20 protein-coding genes are annotated in these 23,853 nt (G+C 73.4%); 6 read left to right on the plus strand and 14 right to left on the minus strand.

Features of this window, described 5'->3' with window-relative positions; genetic code table 11:
* The first annotated feature begins 114 nt into the window (after positions 1-114).
* Entirely contained in the window at positions 115-405 is a 291-nt protein-coding gene (locus ACN261_RS09715; RefSeq protein WP_421484911.1) for a DUF6458 family protein, read from the plus strand.
* 87 nt (positions 406-492) lie between these two features.
* Here ACN261_RS09715 and trhA read toward each other — a convergent pair whose 3' ends face one another.
* Positions 493-1,170 (minus strand): PAQR family membrane homeostasis protein TrhA, encoded by a 678-nt coding sequence (trhA, locus tag ACN261_RS09720; protein ID WP_357924972.1) that lies wholly within the window; start codon positions 1,168-1,170, stop codon positions 493-495.
* A 107-nt stretch (positions 1,171-1,277) separates the two neighbouring features.
* On the opposite strand from trhA, the gene ACN261_RS09725 reads away from it, so the two are divergent.
* From ACN261_RS09725 to ACN261_RS09735, 3 genes are read left to right on the plus strand one after another with little or no spacing between them, the layout of a single operon-like run.
* Positions 1,278-1,889 (plus strand): 5-oxoprolinase subunit B family protein, encoded by a 612-nt coding sequence (locus ACN261_RS09725; RefSeq protein WP_425849594.1) that lies wholly within the window; start codon positions 1,278-1,280, stop codon positions 1,887-1,889.
* Positions 1,886-2,761, plus strand: coding sequence for a biotin-dependent carboxyltransferase family protein (locus ACN261_RS09730; protein WP_363789969.1), 876 nt, complete (start codon positions 1,886-1,888; stop codon positions 2,759-2,761). Before ACN261_RS09725 ends, ACN261_RS09730 begins: the two co-directional genes overlap by 4 nt.
* On the plus strand, positions 2,745-3,494 hold the full coding sequence (locus tag ACN261_RS09735; protein ID WP_421484913.1) for a LamB/YcsF family protein: 750 nt from the start codon (positions 2,745-2,747) through the stop codon (positions 3,492-3,494). The genes ACN261_RS09730 and ACN261_RS09735 overlap by 17 nt, the downstream gene beginning before the upstream one ends.
* A 95-nt stretch (positions 3,495-3,589) precedes the next feature.
* On the opposite strand, the gene ACN261_RS09740 is transcribed toward ACN261_RS09735, so the two are convergent.
* The 6 genes from ACN261_RS09740 to ACN261_RS09765 all read right to left on the minus strand — a co-directional run bounded on the left by ACN261_RS09740 (position 3,590) and on the right by ACN261_RS09765 (position 12,702).
* Positions 3,590-5,428: an NHL domain-containing thioredoxin family protein gene (locus ACN261_RS09740; protein WP_425849598.1), complete on the minus strand. Its 1,839-nt coding sequence runs from the start codon at positions 5,426-5,428 to the stop codon at positions 3,590-3,592.
* Positions 5,429-5,496: 68 nt separating this feature from the next.
* Positions 5,497-5,679 (minus strand): helix-turn-helix transcriptional regulator, encoded by a 183-nt coding sequence (locus ACN261_RS09745; protein WP_281901504.1) that lies wholly within the window; start codon positions 5,677-5,679, stop codon positions 5,497-5,499.
* 695 nt (positions 5,680-6,374) lie between these two features.
* Positions 6,375-10,148, minus strand: a complete 3,774-nt coding sequence (locus ACN261_RS09750) for an NACHT domain-containing protein (protein WP_425849601.1) — start codon at positions 10,146-10,148, stop codon at positions 6,375-6,377.
* 87 nt (positions 10,149-10,235) lie between these two features.
* Positions 10,236-10,589, minus strand: coding sequence for a hypothetical protein (locus tag ACN261_RS09755; RefSeq protein WP_363789953.1), 354 nt, complete (start codon positions 10,587-10,589; stop codon positions 10,236-10,238).
* 374 nt (positions 10,590-10,963) lie between these two features.
* Positions 10,964-11,836 (minus strand): hypothetical protein, encoded by an 873-nt coding sequence (locus ACN261_RS09760; RefSeq protein WP_421484918.1) that lies wholly within the window; start codon positions 11,834-11,836, stop codon positions 10,964-10,966.
* A gap of 50 nt (positions 11,837-11,886) precedes the next feature.
* The gene (locus tag ACN261_RS09765; RefSeq protein ID WP_421484919.1) at positions 11,887-12,702 is read right to left on the minus strand and encodes a hypothetical protein; all 816 of its coding nucleotides are present in this window, start codon (positions 12,700-12,702) and stop codon (positions 11,887-11,889) included.
* 268 nt (positions 12,703-12,970) lie between these two features.
* Between ACN261_RS09765 and ACN261_RS09770 the strand changes: the two genes are divergently transcribed.
* Complete coding sequence (locus ACN261_RS09770) at positions 12,971-13,954, plus strand: DUF2690 domain-containing protein (protein ID WP_425849605.1); 984 nt, start codon at positions 12,971-12,973, stop codon at positions 13,952-13,954.
* Positions 13,955-14,018: 64 nt separating this feature from the next.
* On the opposite strand, the gene ACN261_RS09775 is transcribed toward ACN261_RS09770, so the two are convergent.
* The 7 genes from ACN261_RS09775 to ACN261_RS09805 all read right to left on the minus strand — a co-directional run bounded on the left by ACN261_RS09775 (position 14,019) and on the right by ACN261_RS09805 (position 22,387).
* Complete coding sequence (locus ACN261_RS09775; RefSeq protein ID WP_088641895.1) at positions 14,019-14,231, minus strand: hypothetical protein; 213 nt, start codon at positions 14,229-14,231, stop codon at positions 14,019-14,021.
* A gap of 112 nt (positions 14,232-14,343) precedes the next feature.
* The gene (locus ACN261_RS09780) at positions 14,344-17,250 is read right to left on the minus strand and encodes an LppU/SCO3897 family protein (protein WP_425849607.1); all 2,907 of its coding nucleotides are present in this window, start codon (positions 17,248-17,250) and stop codon (positions 14,344-14,346) included.
* A 342-nt stretch (positions 17,251-17,592) separates the two neighbouring features.
* Positions 17,593-17,730: a hypothetical protein gene (locus ACN261_RS09785; protein WP_168222356.1), complete on the minus strand. Its 138-nt coding sequence runs from the start codon at positions 17,728-17,730 to the stop codon at positions 17,593-17,595.
* 219 nt (positions 17,731-17,949) lie between these two features.
* Positions 17,950-19,416 (minus strand): 2-oxo acid dehydrogenase subunit E2, encoded by a 1,467-nt coding sequence (locus ACN261_RS09790; protein WP_421486965.1) that lies wholly within the window; start codon positions 19,414-19,416, stop codon positions 17,950-17,952.
* A gap of 5 nt (positions 19,417-19,421) precedes the next feature.
* On the minus strand, positions 19,422-20,411 hold the full coding sequence (locus ACN261_RS09795; RefSeq protein WP_421484922.1) for an alpha-ketoacid dehydrogenase subunit beta: 990 nt from the start codon (positions 20,409-20,411) through the stop codon (positions 19,422-19,424).
* Positions 20,411-21,586, minus strand: a complete 1,176-nt coding sequence (gene pdhA / locus ACN261_RS09800) for a pyruvate dehydrogenase (acetyl-transferring) E1 component subunit alpha (RefSeq protein WP_421484923.1) — start codon at positions 21,584-21,586, stop codon at positions 20,411-20,413. The genes ACN261_RS09795 and pdhA overlap by 1 nt, the downstream gene beginning before the upstream one ends.
* A gap of 636 nt (positions 21,587-22,222) precedes the next feature.
* Positions 22,223-22,387, minus strand: coding sequence for a hypothetical protein (locus tag ACN261_RS09805; RefSeq protein ID WP_363794960.1), 165 nt, complete (start codon positions 22,385-22,387; stop codon positions 22,223-22,225).
* An 890-nt stretch (positions 22,388-23,277) separates the two neighbouring features.
* Here ACN261_RS09805 and ACN261_RS09810 point away from each other — a divergent pair.
* Positions 23,278-23,829, plus strand: a complete 552-nt coding sequence (locus ACN261_RS09810) for a phosphatase PAP2 family protein (protein ID WP_421484926.1) — start codon at positions 23,278-23,280, stop codon at positions 23,827-23,829.
* The last annotated feature ends 24 nt before the right edge of the window (positions 23,830-23,853 follow it).

Here is a 23,853-nt window from a genome sequence, read left to right on the forward strand (position 1 = left end):
GCCTGATTGGGGCGGGGGCCGCCTGGGTAAGTCGATGGATGCCACTCGCTCATCGATGCCCTCGATGGCCGTGGCGGGTGGGTAACGCCAGCTGACAGCCAAGGAGGCGACGTCATGGGCATCGGTGCCAGCATCTTCCTGATCGCGGTGGGCGCGATCTTCGCGTTCGCCATCGACGCCAACCTGGGATGGCTCAACCTCGACGTGGTCGGCTGGGTGCTGATGCTCGCCGGCCTCGTCGGGCTGCTGACCACCCTCTACTTCTGGAACAGCCGCCGCCGGGCCGTCGTCACCACTGCGGTGCGGCAGGACCAGGTCGTCGCCGACCGGGTCGTGCCGGTGCAGGGCGGCCAGGTGGTGCGCGAGGAGTACCGCGAGACGCGCGGCTCGGGTTACCCGGTCTGACCGTCCCGCACCCCACGATCTCGAGGGCCCCGCAACGGCGCGGGGCCCTCGAACTGTCTGCGGTTCTTTCCCGGGGTCAGGCCGGGGTCAGGCGAAGAGGGCGAAGTAGATCGCGATGTGGTGACAGAGGGCGGCGATCAGGGTGCAGGCGTGGAAGAACTCGTGGTGGCCGAAGACGGTGGGCCACGGGTTCGGCCGGCGCAGCGCGTAGAAGACGGCACCGATGCTGTAGACCGCGCCGCCGGCGGCGAGCAGCACCAGCACGGTGACCCCGCCCTGGCGCAGGATCTGCGGGAGGATCGCCACCGACACCCAGCCGAGGGCCAGGTAGAGCGGCGCGGAGACCCAGCGTGGGGCGTGCGGCCAGATCAGCTTGACGGCGACACCGGCCAGCGCCCCGCCCCAGACCAGGCCGAGCATCAGAATGGCCATCCGCCTGTCGAGCAGCAGGACGCAGAGCGGGGTGTACGTCCCGGCGATGAACACGAAGATCATCGAGTGGTCCATCCGGCGCATGATCTGGTAGCCGCGCTCCGACCACACCCGGCGGTGGTATAGGGCGCTGGTGCCGAACAGACCGCAGACTGTCACGCTGTAGATCAGGCAGCTGACCAGGGGTGTCCAGCCTGGCCGGGTGGCCGCGACGGCGCTGAGGACGATGCCGCAGACGAGCGCGACGAAGAACGCGTAGGTGTGCAGCCAGCCGCGCATCCGGGGCTTACCGATGTCGACAGGCTTGAGTCGAAGCGGTGCGGAGGTGGTCACGCAAACAGGTTACGGCACCGTAGGTTACTTCTAGGTAGTGCGACAGGTCACGACCCCGATCGGGTCCACCTACCCTGGACGGTGCATCGATCGGAGAGTATGGCGCAATGCGGATCCGACCCGTGGGCCGGCACGCCCTCCTGCTCGACTGCGACGACCCCGCCCAGGTGGAGCAGTGGCGGGCCGAACTGTGGCGACGCCGGGAGGCAGGTGAGCTGAGCGCCACCGAGATCGTCCCGGCCGCCGGCACCGTCCTGCTCGACGGAGTGCCCGACCCGGAGTCGACGGCCGCCCGGATCGCTCGCTGGACCCCCGGCCCGGCCGTCGTCGCCGCCGGGGCCACCACCGTCGAGGTGCCCACCGTGTACGACGGGGAGGACCTGCCCCGGGTCGCCGCGCACTGGCGGGTGACCGTACCCGAGGTGGTGCACCGCCTGGCGGGCACCGAGTTCCGGGTGGCGTTCTGCGGTTTCGCCCCCGGCTTCGCCTACCTGACCGGGCTGCCCCCGCAGTACGTGGTGCCCCGACTGCCCACCCCACGCCCCCGGGTGCCGGCCGGCTCGGTGGCCCTGGCCGGGCCGTACGCGGGGATCTACCCGAGCGCGTCGCCGGGCGGCTGGCTGCTGGTGGGGCGGACCACGCTGACCCTGTTCGACGTGTCCGCCGACCCACCCGCCACCCTCACCCCCGGCACCCGGGTCCGGCTGGTGACCGGATGACCGCACCGCAGGACACCGCAGGCGTGATCGAGGTACGGCGGGCGGGACCGCGTACCACCGTGCAGGACCTGGGGCGGCCCGGGTGGGCGCATCTCGGCGTACCCCGGTCGGGGGCGCTCGATCCGGCGGCGCTGGCGCTGGCGAACCGGCTGGTCGGCAACCCGGCGGACGCCGCCGGTCTGGAGCTGACCCTCGGCGGGTGCGAGCTGCGGCTGACCCGGGCCGGCACGGTGGCGGTGACCGGGGCCGACGTCGACGTCCGGATCGACCGGCGGCCCGGTGACGTGGGCCGTCCGCTGGCGGTGCCGGCGGGGGCGGTGCTGCGGATCGGCACACCCCGGCACGGGCTGCGCAACTGGCTGGCGGTCGACGGCGGGATCGCCGTCCCGCCCGTGCTCGGCAGCCGGTCCAGCGACACCCTCGCCGGCCTCGGCCCGCCCCCGGTCCGCGACGGCGACCTGCTCCCGCTCGGCCGACCGGCCGGCCCACCCGCGCCGGTGGACTTCACCGCCGGCCGGCCGGTGCCGGACGAGTTGTGGCTGACCCTGCACCCCGGCCCACGTGCCGACTGGTTCACCACCGGGGCGATGGCACTGCTGCTCGGCACGGCGTACACGGTGAGCCCGGTCAGTGACCGGGTCGGCGCGCGACTGGTCGGCGCGGCGCTGCCCCGCGCGGTGGCCGGGGAGCTGCCCAGCGAGGGCGTGGTGCTCGGGGCGGTGCAGGTGCCCGCCGACGGCCAACCGTTGATCTTCCTGGCCGACCATCCGACCACCGGCGGCTACCCGGTGATCGGGGTGGTGGACGACGTGACCGGGCTCGCGCAGGCCCGACCGGGGACTACGGTGAGGTTCCATGGACCTCAACGCTGACCTCGGCGAGGGATTCGGCATCTGGCGGCTCGGCGACGACGAGGCGCTGCTCGACCTGGTCACCTCCGCCAACGTGGCGTGCGGCTTCCACGGCGGCGACCCGTCGACCATGCGCCGGGTCTGCGCCGCCGCCGCCGAACGCGGCGTCGCCGTCGGCGCGCAGGTCGGCTACCGGGACCTGGCCGGTTTCGGCCGCCGGCACATCGCGTACGGCTTCGACGAGCTGCGCGACGACGTCACCTACCAGCTCGGGGCGCTCGACGCGTTCTGCCGGCCGTACCGCACCCGGGTCCGCTACCTCAAGCCGCACGGCGCGCTCTACCACGCGGCGGCCACCGACGAGGTGCAGGCCGCCGCCGTGGTCGCCGCCGTCACCGGGTACGACCACGAGCTGCCGATCCTGTGCGCGCCCGGCTCCACCCTCGCCCAGCTCGCCGTCGGCGCGGGACTACGGGTGGTCGCCGAGGGTTTCGCCGACCGGGGTTACCTGCCCACCGGGGCGCTGGTGCCGCGTACCGCGCCGGGCGCGCTGGTCACCGACCCGGAGGAGGTGGCGCTGCGGGCGGTCCGGATGGCCACCGAGCGGACGGTGGTGGCGGTCGACGGGACCGTGGTGCCGTGCCCGGTCGCCTCGATCTGCCTGCACGGGGACAGCCCCGGCGCGGTCGCCTCGGCCGCCCTGGTGCGGGCCGCGCTGATCGACGCCGGGGTCACCCCGACCCCGTTCGCCTGACCGTCCCCGCCCCCGTCCTCGTCGCCTGCCGCCCCGTGGCCCGGGGGCGGGTCCGGTGTGCCCGCCCGCCGGGCGCGGTTCTGCCCCGGCGGCGCTCAGGTGTCCAGGCCGCGCAGCACCAGCGGAACCCGCGTCGCGCCGTCGTCGACGACCCGTACCGGGACGCCCCAGTCCTGGCGGGTCAGGTGGCAGGCGGCATGCTCGACGTCGGCGTCGCAGGTGGCGGCCTGGGCGGTCACCTGGAGCACCCCCTGCGACACGGCCGGGTCGACCACCAGCCGACGGGACAGCTCGGTGCCGGTGCCCGCCCCCTCGACCAGCAGCTCCGGCGGCGAGGCCGAGACGACCAGCCGGGTCGACGGCCCGTACGTCTCGTCCAGCTTCTGCCCCGGCGCCGGCGTGAAGATCACCTCCAGGGTCACCTCGCCGGCCGCGACGTCGGTGGGTTTGCGTTCCAGCCGGTGCCGGGGACCGTCCACGGTGTCCGCCCCGGCGGCGGTCAACGCGCCCGGGGCGAGCCGGGTCAACCGGTGCGCGGCCGACTCCACCACCAGCACCCCGCCGTCGGCGGTGAGCACCAGGTCGCTCGGTTCGGCCAGCCCGTCGGCCACCGTGGCGACCAGGCCGGTCGCCGGGTCGAAGCGGCGGACCGCGCCGTTGTAGGTGTCGGCGATCAGCACCGAACCGTCGGGCAGCGCGCACACCCCCAGCGGATGCTGGAGCAACGCCCGGTCGGCCGGCCCGTCCACGTGCCCGAAGTCGAACAGCCCCTGCCCGACGGCGGTGCCGAGCACGCCGTTCTGCACGAAACGGATGGCGCTGGTCTCGCTGTCGGCCACCCACAGCCGTGCGCCGTCGGCGGAGACGGACAGGCCGGACGGTTGGGCCAGCCACGCCTCGGGCAGTGGACCGTCGCGCAGCGCCTCGACGGTGGTGCCCGCCCACATGCCGGCGGTCCGCTTGACCGGGTCGAACCACCAGAGCTGGTGGATGCCGGCCATCGCCACGATGACCCTGTCGTCGTACCAGGCCAGGTCCCAGGGGGAGGAGAGGTCGACGGAGAGCGCGTCGTGGGCGTGGTCGTCGACCGTGGACCGCCACTGCCGGCCGGTGCCGGCGACCGTGGTCACCTCGCCGGTGTCCAGGCGTACGCCGCGCAGCAGGTGGTTGACCGTGTCGGCGACCAGCAGGTCGTAGCCGGCGACCTCGGCGACGTGCGCGGGCAGCAGGCAGAGCCCCTGCGGTTCGGCGAAGCCTGCCGAGGCGGCCGGCCCGTCGACCCGACCCCGCTCACCGGAACCGATCCGCCGGATCGGCGTCTCGCCGTCCGGGGCCAGCTCGACCAGGCTGTGCCGGGCCGAGTCGGAGACCAGCAGGTTGCCGCCGTCGAGCAGCACGGCCTTGCCGGGGAAGCGCAGCGTCGTCTCCGGTGGCGTCGGCGGCACGTACGGCCCGTCGCCCCGGTGCAGGGTGCCCTTGGCCTCGTGGGTGGCGATCAGGTCGTCGACCAGCCGGACCAGCCCTTCGGCGTGACCCTCGCCGGCCATCGTGGCGACCACGTACCCCTCCGGGTCGACCACCGCCAGGGTGGGCCACGCCTTCGCCGCGTACTGCTGCCACATGTCGAGCTCGGGGTCGTCGAGCACCGGGTGGTGCACGCCATACCGCTCGACGGCGGCGGCCAGCGCGGCCGGGTCCTTCTCGTGCTCGAACTTCGGCGAGTGCACCCCGACGACGACCAGCACGTCGGCGTACTTCTCCTCCAGCGGGCGCAACTCGTCGAGCACGTGCAGGCAGTTGATGCAGCAGAAGGTCCAGAAGTCGAGCAGAATGATCTTTCCCCGCAGGTCGGCGAGCCTCAGCTCCCGCCCACCGGTGTTGAGCCACTGCCTGCCCCGCAGTTCGGGGGCACGTACGCGCGGTGTCGTTCCCATGCCTGTCAGCCTGCCACGTCACCCCGGGGCGGGTCGGGCATCGTGACCCGGCCGACGGTCAGCGCTTGCTAGCCCGCGCCGCCCTCGTTGCGCTCTCGGCGCTTCGCGGCGTAGGCGCGGACCTCGACCGCGTCCCAGATCCGGCCGACGGTCAGGGTGTCGATCGGGGCCGGAAAGTCCGGGCGGTCGACCAGGATCGCGGCGCGCTGGCGGGAGACGCCGAGATAGTCGGCGACCTCCGAGAGGGCCATCACACGCACGGTCGGACCATCCGGTGACACAGGTAGGCAACCTGTCACCGAGGGGGTTGACGACCTGCCTACGGGTCCGCCAATGTTGAGCCTATGCCTCTACGCAGAGCAACGGAGCCGATACCTGCTGATCTCGTCCACCGTCGCCGCCGATGGTCCCGCGCATGCGTCTGTGGCCTTCGGTGGCGGCACTGCCCGGATCGCCTGCGAAGCCCGGAGCCGGCCGAGCCGATGCCTATGCGCCCGGGGTGGGCGAACGAGCTGACCCACGCCTACCCGCAGCCCGGCCGGGAGCCCCGGCCGACGCGGGACCAGGCATATCGCACCAACGTGGGGCGGCGCTGGTGACCGCCCACCGGCCGCAGCGTCCCGCGTGGAACTGCGGGGCGTGTCAGCAGCCGTATCCGTGTCCCGAGGCGCGGAAGGCTCTCGCGGCGGGCGATCTGTGGACAACCCAGAGGTACCTGGCGAGTCTCTTCGTGACGGCAGTGGGTGATCTTCCGGCGGTGCCGGTGGTGGACCTGTACGCCAGGTTTCTGCTGTCGGTGCCCGTTAAGGGCTCCAGAGCGGACCGTAGCCGTACCGGTTCTTCCGGGAGACCGCCTACGTGACGTGCGGTGACGGTGGTCCGTCCCCGGTGGTCCTGGTGTGCCACCGCCGGCTGCCCCCGGTCGACACTTCGATGGGAAGTTCCATCAAACATTGCTGATTGTTTGGCGATCGACGGAAAGGGTGGCCTCGACGTGTGCCAGCAAGGTTTCGTACACCTCGTCCGACACGGATGCCCCTCCGTCAGTGGAATTGACGCATGCCCTGGCCAGGTCTGACAGGATGCCTGGCGCAAGTTCCGGACGTCTGCGGGAAAAATTGATCAGCGTGCTTTTGGCTTCGTAGCGAATCTGAAAACTGCCATCCACCAACAGTTTCAGAAGCAAGTTCTGAATTTCTCTGGAGGGTGTCACATCGCAAAACAGCCTTACTGCGACTGACCGCGTCTCCCCCAGTTCGGCCGTGGTGGCGAGGGTGGTCAGTGCCGTGGTGGCCCGTTCGGTGAGTGCGCCGGTTTTCGCCAGCGTACGGATCGCCTCGATCTGTATGCGTGGTTGAGCGTGGGTGGTGGCGAGGGTGGTCAGTGCGGTGGTGGCCGGTTCGGTGAGGGCACCGGCCCCGGTCAGCGCCCGGATGGCTTGGAGCCGTATGTGCGGGTTGGCATGGGTGGTGGCGAGGGTGGTCAGTGCGGTGGTGGCCGGTTCGGTGAGCGCGCCGGCTGCGGTCAGTGCCCGAAACGCCTCGATCTGAAGGTACGGGTCGGTGTGGGTGGTGGCGAGGGTGGTCAGTGCGGTGGTGGTGGGGTCCGTGAGTGCGTCGGCTGCGGCCAGCGCGCGGATCGCCTGTAACTGCACGTCCGGGTTGGTGTGGGTGGTGGCGAGGGTGGTCAGTGCGGTGGTGGTGGGGTCCGTGAGTGCGTCGGCGTCGGCCAGCGCCCGGATCGCCTGTAACTGCACGTCCGGGTTGGTGTGGGTGGTGGCGAGGGTGGTCAGTGCGGTGGTGGTGGGGTCCGTGAGTGCGTCGGCTTCGTTCAGCGCGCGGATCGCCTCGATCTGTACGTACGGGTCGGTGTGGGTGGTGGCGAGGGTGGTCAGTGCGGTGGTGGTGGGGTCCGTGAGTGCGTCGGCTTCGGCCAGCGACCGGATCGCCTCGATCTGTACGCGCGGGTCGGTGTGGGTGGTGGCGAGCTTGGTCAGTACGGCGGCGGCGGTCTTGGTGACAGCGCCGACGTCCGTCAACGCCCAGATCGCCTGGATCTGGACGTTCGGGTCGGGATCGGTGGTGGCGAGGGTGGTCAGTGCGGTGGTGGCCGGTTCGGTGAATGCCCCGGCTGCAGCCAGCACCCGAAACGCCTCGATCTGTATGCGTGGTTGAGTGTGGGTGGTGGTGGCGAGGGTGGTCAGTGCGGTCGTGGCGGGTTCGCTGAGCGCGCCGGCTTCGGTCAGCGCCCGGAACGCCTCGATCTGCACGCGCCAGTAGGTGTGGGTGGCGGCGAGGGTGGTCAGTGTGGTGGTGGTGGGTTCGTTCAGTGCGCCGAACCGGGCCGCGATGACCGCAAGCTGGCACCAGCGCAGCAGAGTGGTGTCACCCGACGGGACGACACGACTGTCCAGGGCGGCGCGGAGTCGATCAGCGGCCTTGGTGCCGCCCAGCGCGGCCAACCGCTCCGACAGGGCGACCCGGTAGGCGGCGAAGCGGCATCGGCTGTGTTCCTGGTCGAACCACTCGTCGACCGCCTGGCTGATCACCGCGTCGATGGTCGCGGTCTTCAGCGGTGTGTCGTCGGCCAGGACCCGGAGCATGAACAGGAAGTCCCGGCCGAGCAGTTCCTCGTACGGGCTCGGGTTGCCCTCGGCCGGATAGATCGCCTTGGCCACCACGTCGTCGATCTGTTCGACGTAGTCGGTGCCGATCAGGCCGAGCGCGAGCAGGATCGGCTCGTCGTAGCGGGGGTCGTGCAGCCGGCGGCGGATCTCGCTGATCCGGTCGGTGGCCGAACCACGGAACGCCAGCGCCCGGCCGGCGTAGTACTCCTCGAAGGTCAGGTGGGCGAAGCCGTATCGCCCGGGTGCACGCTCGACCAGCAGGCCGGTGTGCGTGTCGGCCTTGTCGACGAACTCGGCCACCCCCAGCCCGGCGTCGGTGCGCAGCGGGTCGGCGGCTTCCAGCACGCGCGGATCCCACCCGACGCCCTGGTGCGCCGCCCACAGCGGACCGAGCACTTCAAGTAGCTCTGCACGGGTGGCGGCACCCTCCGGGCGGTGCTCGTGCATCCACCAGCCCAGCTCGGTCAGCCACCGGGTCAGGATCCGCTCGTCGGGCAGGTCGGCCTCGGCGACCCCCTGGGCGCTGCGCCAGGTGCGCCCGAGCGCGTTGCACACCTCCACGTACGCCTCGACCCGGCGGTGCGGGAGCCGGCCGCTGGCCCGGTGCACCAGCACCAGCGCGGTCAACAGCAGCGGGTTGGCGGCCAGCCGGCGTACCCCGGCGTTGGTCGTGAGGGCCTGTTCGATCGCGGCGGCCTCGCGTGCGCCGGCCAACCGGGTCGCCTCGGCGGACCGGCCCGGGGTTTCGGCGCGTTCGACCTCGCGGCAGTAGACGTCGAGGAAACGGCTGATCGTCGGGTCGTCCATGTCCTGGAGCCGCACCGCGCGGAACGGCTCCGGCAGCGGGGCGGCCTGGTAGCCGGCGATCCGGCTGGTCACCACGAAGCGGTTGCCCTGTCGCGCGTGGGCGGTCACGAAGTTGGTCACCGCCGTGACCACGCCCCGACGCAGCTCCGCCGAGGCGATCTCGTCCAGCCCGTCCAGCAGCACCAGGCAGCGGCCGGCGTCGAGCTGGCGACGCAGCAGATCGGCCAGCCCCGGCAGGGTGCACTCCGCGCGGCGGAGCTGGCCGGGCAGGAACTCGCCTACGCCCACCTCCGGGTACCCCTGGCGGGCGTACTCGCCGATGCGGAGGTAGATCGGGAACAGCGCGTCCCGGCCGTGGACCTGCTCGCCGCCGATGAGCGCTCGGGCGTGGGTCAGGGCCAGGTAGCGCAGCAGGGTGGTCTTGCCCGTTCCCGGATCGCCCAGTACCAGTAGCTGGGCAGCGTCGCGGGCCGTGTCGAGCACCGGTTGGCTGGCCGGCTGTTCGGTCTCGGCGGCGAACCTGGGGCCGTACTGCGTCTGCAACCGGTCGAGGGCGGCCTCGAAAGCGGTGTGGTCCAGCGTCCCCTCGGCCACCAGGGCGGCCAACCGCTCCCGCTCCCGCTCGAACCAGGCCCGCGCCCGGTCGCCGGGGTTGCGGTCCGGCTGCGCCTGCAACCCGACGAACACCTCGCCCAACGGAAGCTGCACGGTGGTGTTCCGGACCACCCCCACGGTACGCAGGTAGCGGTGCTGGTCGATCAGCCAGCGCAGGTAGGCGACCCGGTCGTCGTCGGTGGCGTCGACCGCGCCCAGGTGCTCGGCGATTCGGCTGGTCGCCTGGGCGGTCGACGCGGCATCGGAGCGGCCGAGCATCCCCTGGAGGGCCGCCTCGCGGCGTACCTCGGTGTCCAGTCCGTCGAGCAGGGCCTTGAACGCCGGCCGCAGCAGGCCGATCCGGTCGTAGCGCTCGTCGTCGGACTCGGCCCGGCCCAACGAGTCGACGGCCCGTTCCGCCAGCCGCACCGGCGAGGTCGGCACGCCGGGGACGAGCACCTTCGCCAGCTCGGGAGCGCCCTCGTGCAGCCAGAAGCCGTCGTTGACGTCGAACTCGGCCAGCCGGTCACCGTACGACCGGTTCAGCTCGGTGAGGGCGCGGCGCAACGCGCGCTCCAGGGCCTTGTGTTCCGGGTCCCCCCACACGTGGGCCTTGACGCCCTTGGCGGCGGCGGCCCCGACCTGCGCCAGGATCGGCTTCGCCAGCGCCGTGGCCAGCGCGACAGGGTCCATGGCCGGCAAGTGTAGGCAGACCGACCACAAGGGATAGTCGTATAGCCGACCGGCTCCTGGTCAGGATGCCCGGGGACGGATCTGGCGTCAGCGGATCAGGTCGACGGTGACGGTGACCCGGCCCCGGTCGTCCCGGCGGGCCACCGCGTGCCCGGCCCGGTCGACCCCGTCGAGGTTCAGCGAGATCGGGCCGCCCTCGCCCAGGAAGTTCCGCCACCACTGCTTGGCGTCGGGCATCGCGACCTGGATGACCACCGCGTCGCCGGTCTGTCGGTAGGCGACAGGCGTGCTGAACGTCCGCCCGGAACGGCGACCGGTGTAGGTGACCACGGCCAGGTGCCGCCGGAGGAACCGCCCCCAGCGTGGCGACGACCGCAGCGCCATGATCCGGGTGTTGAACGACCGCGCCAGTCCCGAGGGGAACGATCCTCGTTGACCCATCCGGGCCTCCGTCGTCGATGTGAAAGCTCCACGCCGACCGTAACACCGCCCGGTCCCCGGGAACGTGAGGGAGAGCCGCGATCGCCGGCCGCCACGGGGCCGGGGGAGTGATACCGGCGTACACCGATATTCCTGCCAGGCATATTTATGCCTGTCAGGCATACCGCTCTCCCTACCCGGTGTGGGTCGCCGCCGCCGCGCCCGGAAGGGCGGGGTGCGGGTCGCCGTTGCGTCCGGCCTGGCGGTCGGTCGTCACCGCCATCCTGAAGGGCCGGCGGCCAGGAGGGGACGGCGGTCACGACGGAGGGGCGGCCGTCACGACGGAGCCGCGCGGGAGGGTGCGAACCCCGCCCGCGCGGCCCCGGCCGGGACGGTCAGCAGCGACCGACCATCGTCTTCACGTCGTAGGTGGTGTTGACCCAGGTGTCGGCCACGTAGCCGGTCACGCCCGTCGCCGGGTTGGTGATCCGGTCCCAGGTGGACGACGGCCAGTAGCCACCACTGACGTACTCGCCGAAGGTGTAGCAGGCGATCCGCACGGTGGTGCCGTAGGCGACGGAGCCGGCGATGCCGTAGGTGGTGCCCGGCCCGGTGCGGATGTTCAGCGACGGGTTGGCCAGGATCGTGCCCGTCACGGCCGGCGGGTCGCCGGTGCCACCCAGGCGGGCCACCGCCGCCTGCGCGGCGGACAGGTAGGCGGCGTACGCCCCGTTGTTGTACGTCGACCAGGGCTGCCAGTTGCTGCCGCCGCTGGAGATGCTGTAGGCGGCGTTGGCGTTGCACTGGGAGTTGTAGGCGCAGGTGTCGTTGACGGTGGGGTGGTAGCAGTTGTTGATCTGCCACAGCCCCCGGTCCAGCGAACCGTTGGGGCAGCCGGCGGTGGGGCCGTTGCTGCCGACCGCCGACGGGTTGCAGGAGGACTCGGCCATCGCCACGGCAATGGCGGTGACCAGCGGGTTGTTCCGGAACCCGGCGGCGTACGCCACCTGGGCGCACAGGTCGATACCGACCGCGTTGACGCCCACCCGGTTCGCCTTCGCGCCGATGGCGGGGCCACCGACGCTGGCCGGCTCGGCCTGGGCGGCCGGGCGGGGGGCCGACGCGGCCTGGGCGGCCGGACCGGTGGTGGCGGGTGCGGCGGTGGCGGGGGTGGGCATGACACCGACGCCGACGGCGGCGGCCAGTGTCAGGCCGAGGGCCAGGCGCAGGGTGCGCCGGGCCGCGCGGGTGGGAAGGGGGAGACGCATCGTGATCCTTTCAGCGGACGACCGGGAGGGGAGCCGGGCAGGGTGGGGCGTCAGCGCCCGGTCCACTCCGGGTCGGCGTAGGACCAACCGAGGTACGGCGCACCGGGCCAGCTCTGCGAGACACGGCGGACGGTGGCCGCCGAGGTGATGTAGTTGCCGTTGCCCTCGGAGAGCATCACGTGGCCGTAGTACCCGTTGATCGACGCGGCGGCGTAGAAGACCAGCGCGCCGGACGGCGGGGTGCCCGTGGTGCGGATCATGCCGCGCGACAGCAGTGCGTTGTAGTGCACGATCGCCGAGGCGTAGCCGCTGGCCGCCCGACCGTAGGCGTGCCCGACGAAGTTGTCGCACCAGCCGTCCCACTGGTGGTTGGAGTCACCCAGGTCCCCGTTGGTGTACGCCTGGCCGATGACCGACCGGGCCCAGGCCATCGCGCGGTCCTCGCGGGTGCCGGTGGGCGGCGGGGTGGTGGTGCACTCCGGCTCGTTGGGCAGGTACTGGTTGAACCCCGGCGTGTTGGTGTAGTAGTCGCTGATCCAGCCGCTGGCCGGGGAACTGATCCGGTGCCAGACCGAGTTGCCGGAGATGTTGCGCCCGCGTACGGCGCACTCGGCGACGAACCCGGTGCCGTCGCCGAGGAGCGCCACCGAGCCGGCGTTCGCGTCGTACGGGCTGGTGCGCACCATCAGGCCGGCGCCGCCCGTACCGGCGACGCTGTAGCCGGAGATCCCGGCGAACGACGGTGCGGCCGTGCCCACCAGGACCATCGCCGTGACGCCGCAGGCGGCGAGGACCCGTACGGCGAGTCTCGGCAGTGCGCGGCAGGATGTGCGACCCGGGGGGTTCGAGTCGTTCGGCTGGTACACGCGGTTCTCCTGTCGAGAGGTCGGCGCCGCACCGGAAGTGGTGCGGCGTACCCGTCGGACGGTGGTCCGTGCGGTCCGGTATCCCCGGGGCGAACGTCGATTTCGAGCCGAACGGAGGCGTGTCAGGCCCGACACTCGCCGTGAGATCATATTTACCGGCACCTATCCGGCGGGTGGCTGCTCCGGGGTCGATCCTGTCGTGGCACCCGCCTGTAAAGCACTGGCTTGACGTGCGTTGACACCAGGGTTTACACGCAGGGGAGGGTCCATGACGGGTCGAAGCGGACGAGTCGGCGAGCAGGTCTCCGGCGAAGCCCGGCACCACCAGTTCGTCGCTGATCTCGCCCGGCTCCGGCGCGACGCCGGGCAGCCGTCACTACGCAGGATGTCGGCGACCGCCCACTACTCGCACACCGCGCTGGCGGGGGTGCTGTCCGGCACCCGCCTGCCGTCGCTGGAGCTGACCCTGGCCTTCGTCCGGGCCTGCGGCGGCGACGAGGCGGCCTGGCGGGACCGGTGGCACCGGGAGGCCGCACTGGACCGGCCCGCCGGACCGGCCCCCGACGGGCCAGCGCTCGCCGGGCCGGCAGCCGACCGGCCGGCGGAGGAATCGGTGCCGGGGCTGCCGCCGTCGTCACCACGGGCGGCCGCCCGGCGCACACCGGGACCCCGGTGGGCACCGCTGCCCCGGTGGGCGCTGGTCGCGGCGGCCGGGCTCACCGTGCTCGTCGCCGGCTCGGTCGTACCGATGATCGCCGACCGGGAACCCAGGACGAACCGGCCCTCGGACCGGGCGGTCGACGCGTCCGGCCCGGCACCCACCGACCCCGCAGCCACCGGCGGCACGCCGGTCCCCGACGGGGCGGACCCGCAGGAGGAACGCTGCCAGGTGGACGCGGTCAGCACGGAGACCGTCCCGGTGCCGGACCCCGACCCGACGCAGCCCAGCTACGGCAGCCTGACCCTGCGGTACTCCCCGCGCTGCCGGGCGGCCTGGCCGCTGTTCGTCTCCACCGAGCGGGTGCCGACCGGGGCGACCATCCGACTGGCGGCCACCCGCCCCGCCGACGGCGCGGCCAGCCGGTTCGACTACCCCTTCATGATCAAAAGTCAGGTGTACAGCGTGTTCGGCAACGTGCTGCGGACCACGAGGGGCTGCGTGTCGGTCACCGTCGACATCACCGCGGCCGACAACCGCAGCGTCCTGGCCAGCGCGCGTACGCCGTGCGTGCAGCTCGGTGCCCGGACATGACACTGCTGCCCGGACATGACACTGCCCCCCGCGCCGGTGCGGAGGGCAGTGGTCGGCCGGTCGGTCAGACGTGCTGGGTCTCGGTCGTCGACGGGTGCAGCTCGGCGGTGGTCTCCGTGACGAAGCGGCCGGTGCTCGCGCTGCGGTTGACCTCCTGCTCCCCGCCGTTGCCGACCTGCTCGGTGGTCGTGTGCCGGGGGTCCCGCTCGGTGGTGCCCTCCGTGACGAAGCGGCCGCTGCGCGCGCTGCGGTTGACCTCGTTCTCGTTGCCTGCCATGGGGTGACCTCCTCGGGCTACGTCAATGTCCTCATAGACTGCCCACTCCGCACGGCCCGAAACACCGACGGCGGGGACCCGGTCCACCCGGGTCCCCGCCGTCGGTACGCCGTTACTGGCCGGCCGGCTTGAGGCAGAGCACCCGGTCGACCCCGCCGCCCTGCAACACCACGTGCGGCTGGGTCGGGTCGGTGCACTTTTCCTTGGCGTCCACCTTGGAGACGACCGTGAAGGCACCCTGCTCGTCGCAGTTCGCCGCGCTCGCGCCGTTACCGGACTGCTTGACGCAGGAACCGACGGCCGGATTGAACGGGGCCGGCTTGTCGTCGTCCGAGCCGATCTTGCCGAGCAGCATCAGCAGACCCAACGGGACGGCCAGGATCAGCACCGCCGCGATCAGCACCAGGGCGAGCACCCGCCCGTTGCGTACCTTCGGCGTGGGCTGTTCGGCCTTCTGCTCCGGCTCGGCGTCCGGCTTGAACGCGTCGAAACGCCCCTGCTCCTGCTCCGGCTCACCCGGCCAACCCGTGGGGCCGGACGGCTGCCCACCCGGCCCGAACTGCTGCCCGGCGGGCGGGAACGGGGAGGCGTACCCACCGTGGGCCGGGTCGTGCGCCGGGTGGCCGTACCCCGGCACGGGTGCGGCACCGGCCGGTGCGCCGCTGGTCGGGCCGGCCCCGAACGGGTCGGCCGGCCGGTCCGCCGGGCCGTGCGGACGGGTGCCGTTCATGGGCCGGTTGCTGCCCGCCGGGTCGGCGAAGGCGGGGATGCCGCCACCGAACGCGGGCGGGGCGGCCGGTGGCGCGGACGACGGCGCCTCACCGCCGAAGCCGTGCTGCCGCTCCTGGTCGTCGAAGCGGGGACCGTCGAACCGGGTCCGGTCCTGGTCGTCGAAACGCGGCCGTTCCGGCTCATCGAAGCGGGGCTGCTCGGGGCCATCGAACCGGGTGCGGTCCTGGTCGGTGAACCGGGCGTCGTGCTGCTCGGGCCGGCGGGGGTCGTGCTCCTCCGCCTCCTCCGGCGGCTCCGGGCGGGCCGGCCGACCGTACACCCGGGGTTGTGGAACGACCGGGCCGGCCGGGTGCGCCGCCTGGTCGCTCGGGGGTGCGACCCGGCTGGCCGTCGGCACCGAGGCGCTGGCCGAGGCGCGGCCGACCGCACCGGGCTCCCCGGCGTCGGCCGTCGGCACCGCCGCGCGGCCGGCACCCTCGGACTCGGGCGAAAGCCGCTGCGCGGGCAGGGCCGGGCCGGCCGGCAACTGCGGCTGCTCCGGCGCGCCCCAACCGGCCGCGTCGCGGCCGTGCGGCTGCTGGCCGCCGGGACCCCCGAACGGGGCCGGCGGCACGTAGTCGGCCGGCGGCGCGGCGGCCAGGCTGGCCCCCGGCACGCGCTGCTCCTGAGGCGGGAGCGGCACCTTGTTGGCCGGGGAGATGCCGGGAGCGGGCCCCGGCTGGTAGATCGGCTGGTCATCGCCACGGCGGGGTTCCCAGCCGCCCTCCGCCGGCTGGCCCGCAGGCTCGGCGCGACCCCATGCCTGCTCGGGTGCCCACGGCTCGCCCTCCGGCACGACGGGGCGCTCGGCCCCCGGCCACGGCGGCTGCTGGTGGTCGTTGCCGGCCCAGGCGGGCGGACCGTCCGGCGCGGCGACCGAGGCGGACGCGCGTGCGGGCTGCTCCGGTGCCGCCCAGGCGGCACCGGACTCCGGGTGCTCCGGCGACGGTACGGAGGCCGCACCCCGCTGCGCGACCGGTGCCGGCCACTCCTGACCCGACGCCGGGTCGTCCTGACGCGACTGGTCGGCGCGGGCGGGAGCGCCGCCCGCCCAGCCGTCGGGGGTGGCCTGTTCGCGTTGACCCTCCCACCGGGCCGTGGCGGGCTCGTCCGGCGCACCCCACGGCGGCTGCCGGTCGTCCCGCGTGCCGTCCGGCCAGTCACCGGGGCGGCCGGCGTCGTCCGGGCCGGGCCGGTTCGCGGCCCAGCCACCCGAGCGGGACGGATCGTCCTCGGTGGACCGGCTGTCGACACCTGCGGCGTTGCCCGCCGCCTGCGCGCCGGCCTCCGGCTGCGGCCAGGCCGCCGTCTGGTTCGTGGGCTCCGCCGGGGCCGGCACGGGCACCGAGGCCCGGCCGGCGGGGCGGTGCGCCTCGTCGGGGCGGGCCGGCCCACGGGTGGCCCACCCGCCGGAGTTGCCGGGCCCGTCCTGCGGGCCCGCCGGCCAGCCGGCCCGCGCCGGGTCGGCCCCGGCCCGGTCGTCGGCCGGCCAGCCGTTGCCCTGACTGGCATGGCCCCGGTCGGCGTCGGCACGGCCGGCCCCGGCCCGGTCGTCGGCCGGCCAGCCGCCGGAGCGGGCCGGGTCGTCCTGCTGCGGTGCGGGGGCGGTGCCCCAGCCGTTGGTACCCGGGGTCGCTTCGCGCGCGGCGGCGTCCTGACCGGACCAGCCGGCGGGAGAGGTGGGGGCGGGGTCGGCCGGCGGGGACCAGCCACCGCCGGCCGGGTTGTCCGGCTGCGGCACCCGGGCGGCGCCCCGGGCACCGGCCTCGGGCTGCGCCCAGGCCGGTGCGGGCTGCTCGGCCTGCGCCCAGCCGGGTTCGTGCGACGGCGCCCAACCGGGCTGTGGGGAGGAGTCGGGCTTTCCGGCGGACGGCGCGGGCGCGGCGGCCCAGGCGGGCTGCTCGGGCTGCCCCGCCCAGGCGGGCTGTGGCGGGCCGGCCGGTGGGGTCCACGCCTCGGTGGGCGGTGCCCCGCCGGGCGGTGGGGTCCACGCCTCGGTCGGCTCGGACTGCTGCGGAACCTGCGCGCCGCCCCAGGCCGCCGGCTGGTCGGGTGCCGACCAGGACGGACCGGGCGGGTTGCCCCGGCCGGTGGGGGGTGGTGGGGCCCAGCCGAGGTCCGGGGTGGCGGGGACGCCGTACCCCGGGTCCTGCGGGGGCTGTCGGTCGCCGTACGGCGCCGGTCCACCGGAGCCCGGCGGCGCCTCGCCCGGCTCCTGGCCGGGACGGTGCTGGCCCTCGGACGTCATGGGTGCGCCTCCTCCATCACATGTCGGCCGCCGATGCCGTCCGTCCGGTCGGCCGTGCCGCCGGTGCCCGGCGGTTCGGCCGTGCGGTCTCCCCGCACGGTATCCGGTACGCGCGCGCGGCCCCCATGCAGCACCGGCCGTCACTCCGCGTCGCCGGACGGTGTCGATCGGCTTCCATCCGTAGCGATCGGTGTCCGGGTCGGCGGGTGGCGACCGGAACCACCGTACCGGGCGTCGTGGCGAGGTGGAATCCCGGTCTCAGCGGGTCCGGAACGCCGATGACCCGCCCGGGGCCCGGGCGGGTCATCGATCTGGAGGAGGGAGGGGAAAGTCGGTGCCGCGTCAGCTCATGTGACGCTGGGCGATCGCGAGGATCTCCTCGCGGACCGCCGGCGAGTTGGCGGAGCGCAGCGCGTGCTCGATGGCACGGGCCCGACGGTTGGCGTCACGACGGGTGCGGATTCGCTCGATCATGCTCATGGTGGTCTCTCCTCCGGCTATTCGGTTGTCAGCCCCTTGATGACTCCATTGAACACCCATCGGGCGGCGATCGCCATCGATTATTAGGTGAGCTGCAACACGGGCCTAAGGATCGTAGGTCAAAGAGCGATCTGGGCCACTGTTTCTTCCCCCAATGGCAACGGCCGGTGTGCCGGGCGTTCACCCTGTGCACACCGGCCGTGGCCGGAACGTCGCCGGTCAGGTCCAGGCGAGCAGCGCCGCCTCCGGGTCGGCGAGGAAGTCCCCGATGTCCCGCAGGAACTTCGACCCCAACTCGCCGTCGATGATCCGGTGGTCGAAGGAGAGCCCCAGGGTGGTCACCTGACGCGGCTTGACCTTCCCCTTGTGGACCCACGGCAGCTCACGGACCGCGCCGAAGGCCAGGATCGCCGACTCGCCCGGCGGCAGGATCGGGGTGCCGGTGTCCACCCCGAACACCCCGACGTTGGTGATCGTCAGGGTGCCGCCGGACATGTCCGCCGGGGAGGTCTTCCCCGCCTTGGCCGTCTGCACCAGACCCGTCAGCGCATCCGCCAGCTCACGCAGCGTGAGCCGGCCGGCGTCCTTGATGTTCGGCACGATCAGGCCGCGCTCGGTGGCCGCCGCGATGCCCAGGTTGACGTACTCCTTGACGACGATCTCGTCGCCGGCCCAGGTCGAGTTGACCATCGGGTGCCGCCGGACCGCCAGCAGCACCGCCTTGGCGACCAGCAGCAACGGCGAGACCCGCACGTCGCGCCAGTCCCGCCGTTCGCGCAGCCGGTCCAGCGCCTTCATCGTCCGGGTCACGTCCACGGTCAGGAACTCGGTGACGTGCGGGGCGGTGAACGCCGAGCGGGACATGTTCTCGGCGGTCAGCCGGCGTACCCCCTTGACCGGGATGCGCTGCTCACGGTCCGCGCCGAAGCTCGCGGCCGAGGTGGCAGGTGGCGTCGCCGCCGCCGGCTCGGCCACCGCCGTGCTCCCGGCCACCGCCCGCTGGACGTCCTCCCGCGTGATCGACCCCAGCGGCCCCGATCCCACCAGCGCACCCAGATCGACCCCGAGATCCTTGGCGAGCTTGCGCACCGGCGGCTTCGCCAGCACCGCACCACCCACGCTCCGTCGATCATGGACTGGTGGTGCCGGCTCTGCCACGACAGGGACGTTTTTGTCCCCCACCACAACTCCATGATCGACAGGAGCGGGGGTGGAGGTGGGGGTGGGGGAACGGCGGGGGCGGCGTTTGGCGGGGGCGTTGCGGGGGCCGTAGCCGACCAGGACGGCCGTTCGGCCACCCGGGGCTACGCCGCCGATCAGGCCGGGCTCGACCATGCCCTCGGCCGGGGCGACCTGGACCGCGGCCAGGGAGGCGGCCGAGGGGGTGGGCAGGTCGGACGTGGCGGCGGCGGTCGTCGACTCCGGCACCGGGCCGGCACCCGGGTCGGTGTCGATGGCGATGATCGGCGTGCCGACCTCGACCGTGCTCCCCTCCGGGTGGAAGATCGAGCGCACCTCCCCGGCCCACTTCGCCGGGATCTCCACGGCCGCCTTGGCCGTCTCCACCTCGACGATCGGCTGGTTCAGCTCGATGACGTCGCCCACCTTGACCAGCCAGGCGAGGATCTCGCCCTCGGTCAGGCCCTCGCCCAGGTCGGGCAGGTTGAACTCCTTGATCCGGGACATCGCGCTCACCAGCCGAAGGTGCGGTCGACGGCGTCGAGCACCCGGTCGAGGTCGGGCAGGTACTCCTCCTCCACCCGGCTGGCCGGGTAGGGGGTGTCGAAGCCGGTGACCCGCAGCACCGGGGACTCCAGGGAGTAGAAGCACTCCTCGGTGATCCGCGCCGCGATCTCCGAGCCCAGCCCCAGGTTGCCCGGTGCCTCGTGGACGACCACACACCGGCCGGTGCGCCGCACCGACTCGTAGGCGGCGGTCAGGTCCAGCGGGGAGAGCGTACGCAGGTCGACGACCTCCAGCTCCCGGCCGTCCTCGGCGGCGGCGGTCGCCGCGTCCAGCGCGGTGCGCACCATCGGGCCGTACGCCAGCACTGTCGCGTCGGTGCCCGGCCGCACCACCCGGGCGGCGTGCAGCGGGTACGCCCCGGACAGCGGGGTGTCCAGGTCGACGGGACCCTTCTCCCAGTAGCGGCGCTTGGGCTCCAGGAAGACGATCGGGTCGTCCGAGGCGATGGCCTGCTGGATCATCACGTACGCGTCCTGCGGGTTGGCGCAGGTCACCACCTTCAGCCCGGCGGTGTGCGCGAAGTACGCCTCCGGCGACTCGGAGTGGTGCTCGACCGCGCCGATGCCGCCGCCGTAGGGGATCCGGATCACCATCGGGATGGTGACCTTGCCCTGCGAGCGGTAGTGCATCTTGGCCACCTGCGACACGATCTGGTCGTACGCCGGGTAGACGAAGCCGTCGAACTGGATCTCGCAGATCGGCCGGAAGCCCCGGATGGCCAGGCCGACGGCGGTGCCGATGATGCCGGACTCGGCCAACGGGGTGTCGATCACCCGCTGGTCGCCGAAGTCCTTCTGCAGGCCGTCGGTGATCCGGAAGACGCCGCCGAGCTTGCCGACGTCCTCGCCCATGATGACGACCTTCGGGTCGTTCTCCAGGGCGCGGCGCAGGCCGGTGTTGAGGGCCTTGCCCATGGTGAGGGTCTCGGTGGCCATCAGTGCGCGCTCCCCTCGAACGACTCCAGGTACCTGCTGAACTGGGCCCGCTGGGCGTCCAACTCGGGCGAGCCGTGCGGGTAGACGTGGTCGAACATGCTGACCGGCTGCGGGTCGGGCAGGTCGAGCACCCGTTCGCGCAGGTGCACGGCCTCGGCGCGGGCCTGCTCGTCGACCTCGGCGAAGAAGTCGGCGTCGGCGAGCTGCTGCCGTTCGAGGAATGCCTTCATCCGGGCGATCGGGTCCTTGGCCTGCCAGGCCTCGACCTCGCTGGCGATCCGGTAGCGGGTCGGGTCGTCGGAGGTGGTGTGCGCACCCATCCGGTAGGTGTACGCCTCGATCAGGCTGGGGCCCTGGCCGAGCCGGGCGTTGTCCAGCGCGTGCCGGGTCACCGCGTACGAGGCGAGCACGTCGTTGCCGTCGACGCGGACGCCGGGGAAGCCGAAGCCGCCGGCCCGCCGGTAGAGCGGAACCCGGGTCTGGCGCTCCAGCGGCTCGGAGATGGCGTACTGGTTGTTCTGGCAGAAGAACACCAGCGGGGCGTTGAAGACGCTGGCCCAGACGAACGCCTCGTTGACGTCGCCCTGGCTGGTGGCGCCGTCGCCGAAGTAGGCGATCACCGCCTCGCCGTCCTCGGTGCCGGTCTTGCCGTCCATGTGGACGCCCATCGCGTACCCGGTCGCGTGCAGGGTCTGCGCCCCGATGACGATCGTGTACATGTTGAACTTGAACTCGTTCGGGTCCCAGCCGCCCTGGTCGACGCCGCGGAACAGGCCGAGCGGCATGATCGGGTCGATGCCCCGGCAGTAGAGCACACCGTGCTCCCGGTAGGTCGGGAAGGCCATGTCCTGGCTGCGCAGCGCCCGCCCGGAGCCGACCTGGGCCGCCTCCTGGCCGAGCAGCGAGGCCCACAGGCCCAGCTCGCCCTGCCGCTGCAACGCGGTCGCCTCGGCGTCGAGCTTGCGGACCAGCACGAGGTCGCGGTAGAGGCCGCGGTACTCCTCGTCGGTGAAGTCGACGCGGTACTCGGTGCCGTCCGGGCCGGTCGCGCTCTCGATCCGGTCGCCGGCCGGGGTGAGCAGCTGTACGAGTTCCGGCTCGCCGGTCGTGGCCCGCCGGGACCGGGGTGCGGCTCGCCGGCCGCGGCTGGAGACCGCAGGGTCGCCCTTTGCCATCCGTCTCTCCCTGTCGTGTCTGTGCCCGAGCCGGGGGGTCACCCGTCCGCGCACAACGTGCGCCGGCCCGGCTGTTGCCGGACTGGTTCCTGGCGGTCGTGCCTGGCCCCGGTAGGGGTTGCCGCACGACCTGAGCCGGATCCATGGGTCGAACCCGGTTCGGGAGCGTCGGCCACCAGCCACGCCTGCCACGGGGTACGCGGAGGGGCGGCTGCGTTGCCGTCGTGCCTGAATGATTGCAGAGGAGGTGAGCGGCCCCACAGTATGGCCCTCCCGCCGGTGACGACATGTCCGCTTGGTGACCCGTGGACTTTTTTGTCGTGTCGCCGGCCGTGCTGCCGTGACCGTGGCGGCCGGGTGACGGACTTTTTGTGTGTCGACACGCTGTGGTGCCTGGTGAACTGGGCGTCACTGGGTCAAGCTGACCGGTATTGGTGGGCGTTTAGCGAATAATGTCCGTTCTGTTCCGTGCTGCCCACCGACTAACACATCCAGGTCGACGAGGGAGTGTGCGGTGTCCGAGCCAGGTGACGGTCCTCCGATCCCCCTCCTCGGGCGACACCGGGCCGGCGGCGGCAGCTACCGGCGGATGATCGGCGTCCACCGGGCCCCGGGCCTGGGTGGCCCGCACCGGGGCTACCTGTTCACCGTCGCCCTGCTCGCCGGGGCCGCCTCCATGCCGGTCCTCGCCGCGATCAGCGCCGGCTCCGCCACCGTGGGCAGCACCGCGCTGCCGGACGGCGGCACCCCGTTCCTGCCCACCCCGTCGGTCGGGCCGGTCGTCGTCCCGGTGCCCGCCACCGGCCAACCGGCCCTGCCGCCGACCGGTCCCGTCGGCGCGCCCCCACCACCCACGCCGGCCCCCGTCCCGGGCACCGGCGGCACCGGCGTCACCCACCGTCCCGCGCCGCCCCCGGCCGCCCCCGCCGCGACCCCCCGTCCCGTCCCCCGGACGCACGCGCCGGCCGCCCCGGCCCACCCCACCCCCACCCCCACCTCGCCGAGCCCGAGCGCGGAACCGAGCCCGAGTACAGAACCGAGCCCGAGCGCGGAACCGAGCGCCGAGCCGACGACCACCTTCTCCGAACCGCCCCCGGACCCGTCGCCGACCTCGGCCCCCTCCGACACCCCCACGCCGGCACCTACGCCCGAGCCGACCCCCGGCCCGACGTCGACCCTGGAACCCGACCCGACGCCGGGGCCCACGGTCGGACCGGGCCCCACCGTCACGGTCACCGTGGTCCCCACCCCGCGCCCCCGGCCCACCGTGACGGCCGTCCCGACCCGGGCCCCCCGTCCCGTCCGGCTGCGGGACGAGGCCCGTCGCGTGCCGCGCGTCGGAGCGCCGCCCGTGGGTGCGTCGACCCCGGTCGACCGCCCGTCGGCCACCCCGGCCCCCACGCCGCAGACGCCCGCGATACCCGCGCCGACCAGCCACGACGGCACCGATCCGGACGGTACGGTGACGAACGACGCCGGCTGAACCGCCCACGGTGCGGACGCCGACGCCCGGCCACCCCGGCGACGGACCGGTCGGCACGACATGCGGGGGCGGAACGCTGAGTACGCGCGACGAGGGCGGTGACCGGCCCGCGGGCGACCCCGGAGCCTCCCCGGCCCGCGACGTCCCGTCCGCCCCCGGTCAGGTCCCTGTCGGGCCGGCGGGGGCGGCGACCCGGGTGGCCCGGTGGGTGACCGAGGCAACCGCGCCGGCCGTGCTGGTCACCGGGCTGACCGTGGTGATCGGTTGGCACGGCGCGGGTGGCGTACGGGGGTTGGCCTGGGGGCTGCTCGCCACGGTCTTCGCCGCCGGCATCCCGTTCGCGTACGTCCTCAACGGGGTGCGTCGGGGTCGGCTCACCGACCACCACATCGGTCGGCGTGAGCAACGCCGGGTGCCGCTGCTGTTCGGCCTGGTGTCGGCCGCCGCCGGGCTGGCCCTGCTCGCGGTGCTCGGTGCGCCGCGCCCGGTGCTGGCGCTGGTCGCCACCGGGGTGGTCGGTCTGGTGGTGGCGGTGTCGGCCAGTCACTGGTGGAAGATGTCGATCCACTCGGCGGTGGCCGCCGGCACGCTGGTGGTACTGGTGCTCACCTTCGGCCCCCGGCTGCTGCCTGCCGTTCCGCTGCTCGGCCTGGTCGGCTGGTCCCGGGTGCGGCTGCGTGACCACACCGTCGCGCAGGTCGTGACCGGCGGGCTGGTGGGTGCACTGGTGGCCGGGCTGGTCTTCGCGACGCTGTCCTGAGCCTGCCGCCGCCGGGCGGCCGGC

It is taken from the genome of Micromonospora sp. WMMD723, from assembly GCF_049863385.1.
Taxonomy (GTDB): Bacteria; Actinomycetota; Actinomycetes; order Mycobacteriales; family Micromonosporaceae; genus Micromonospora; species Micromonospora wenchangensis.

What these genes read in the sequence shown, in the direction of transcription:
- ACN261_RS09740 (WP_425849598.1), bottom strand. Translation starts at nt 5,428, where the DNA reads ATGGGAACGACACCGCGCGTACGTGCCCCCGAACTGCGGGGCAGGCAG.
- ACN261_RS09730 (WP_363789969.1), top strand. Translation starts at nt 1,886, where the DNA reads ATGACCGCACCGCAGGACACCGCAGGCGTGATCGAGGTACGGCGGGCG.
- ACN261_RS09780 (WP_425849607.1), bottom strand. Translation starts at nt 17,250, where the DNA reads ATGACGTCCGAGGGCCAGCACCGTCCCGGCCAGGAGCCGGGCGAGGCG.
- ACN261_RS09715 (WP_421484911.1), top strand. Translation starts at nt 115, where the DNA reads ATGGGCATCGGTGCCAGCATCTTCCTGATCGCGGTGGGCGCGATCTTC.
- pdhA (WP_421484923.1), bottom strand. Translation starts at nt 21,586, where the DNA reads ATGGCAAAGGGCGACCCTGCGGTCTCCAGCCGCGGCCGGCGAGCCGCA.
- ACN261_RS09755 (WP_363789953.1), bottom strand. Translation starts at nt 10,589, where the DNA reads ATGGGTCAACGAGGATCGTTCCCCTCGGGACTGGCGCGGTCGTTCAAC.
- ACN261_RS09725 (WP_425849594.1), top strand. Translation starts at nt 1,278, where the DNA reads ATGCGGATCCGACCCGTGGGCCGGCACGCCCTCCTGCTCGACTGCGAC.
- ACN261_RS09785 (WP_168222356.1), bottom strand. Translation starts at nt 17,730, where the DNA reads ATGAGCATGATCGAGCGAATCCGCACCCGTCGTGACGCCAACCGTCGG.
- ACN261_RS09735 (WP_421484913.1), top strand. Translation starts at nt 2,745, where the DNA reads ATGGACCTCAACGCTGACCTCGGCGAGGGATTCGGCATCTGGCGGCTC.
- ACN261_RS09760 (WP_421484918.1), bottom strand. Translation starts at nt 11,836, where the DNA reads ATGCGTCTCCCCCTTCCCACCCGCGCGGCCCGGCGCACCCTGCGCCTG.
- ACN261_RS09795 (WP_421484922.1), bottom strand. Translation starts at nt 20,411, where the DNA reads ATGGCCACCGAGACCCTCACCATGGGCAAGGCCCTCAACACCGGCCTG.
- ACN261_RS09775 (WP_088641895.1), bottom strand. Translation starts at nt 14,231, where the DNA reads ATGGCAGGCAACGAGAACGAGGTCAACCGCAGCGCGCGCAGCGGCCGC.
- ACN261_RS09790 (WP_421486965.1), bottom strand. Translation starts at nt 19,416, where the DNA reads ATGTCCCGGATCAAGGAGTTCAACCTGCCCGACCTGGGCGAGGGCCTG.
- ACN261_RS09770 (WP_425849605.1), top strand. Translation starts at nt 12,971, where the DNA reads ATGACGGGTCGAAGCGGACGAGTCGGCGAGCAGGTCTCCGGCGAAGCC.
- ACN261_RS09750 (WP_425849601.1), bottom strand. Translation starts at nt 10,148, where the DNA reads ATGGACCCTGTCGCGCTGGCCACGGCGCTGGCGAAGCCGATCCTGGCG.
- ACN261_RS09745 (WP_281901504.1), bottom strand. Translation starts at nt 5,679, where the DNA reads ATGGCCCTCTCGGAGGTCGCCGACTATCTCGGCGTCTCCCGCCAGCGC.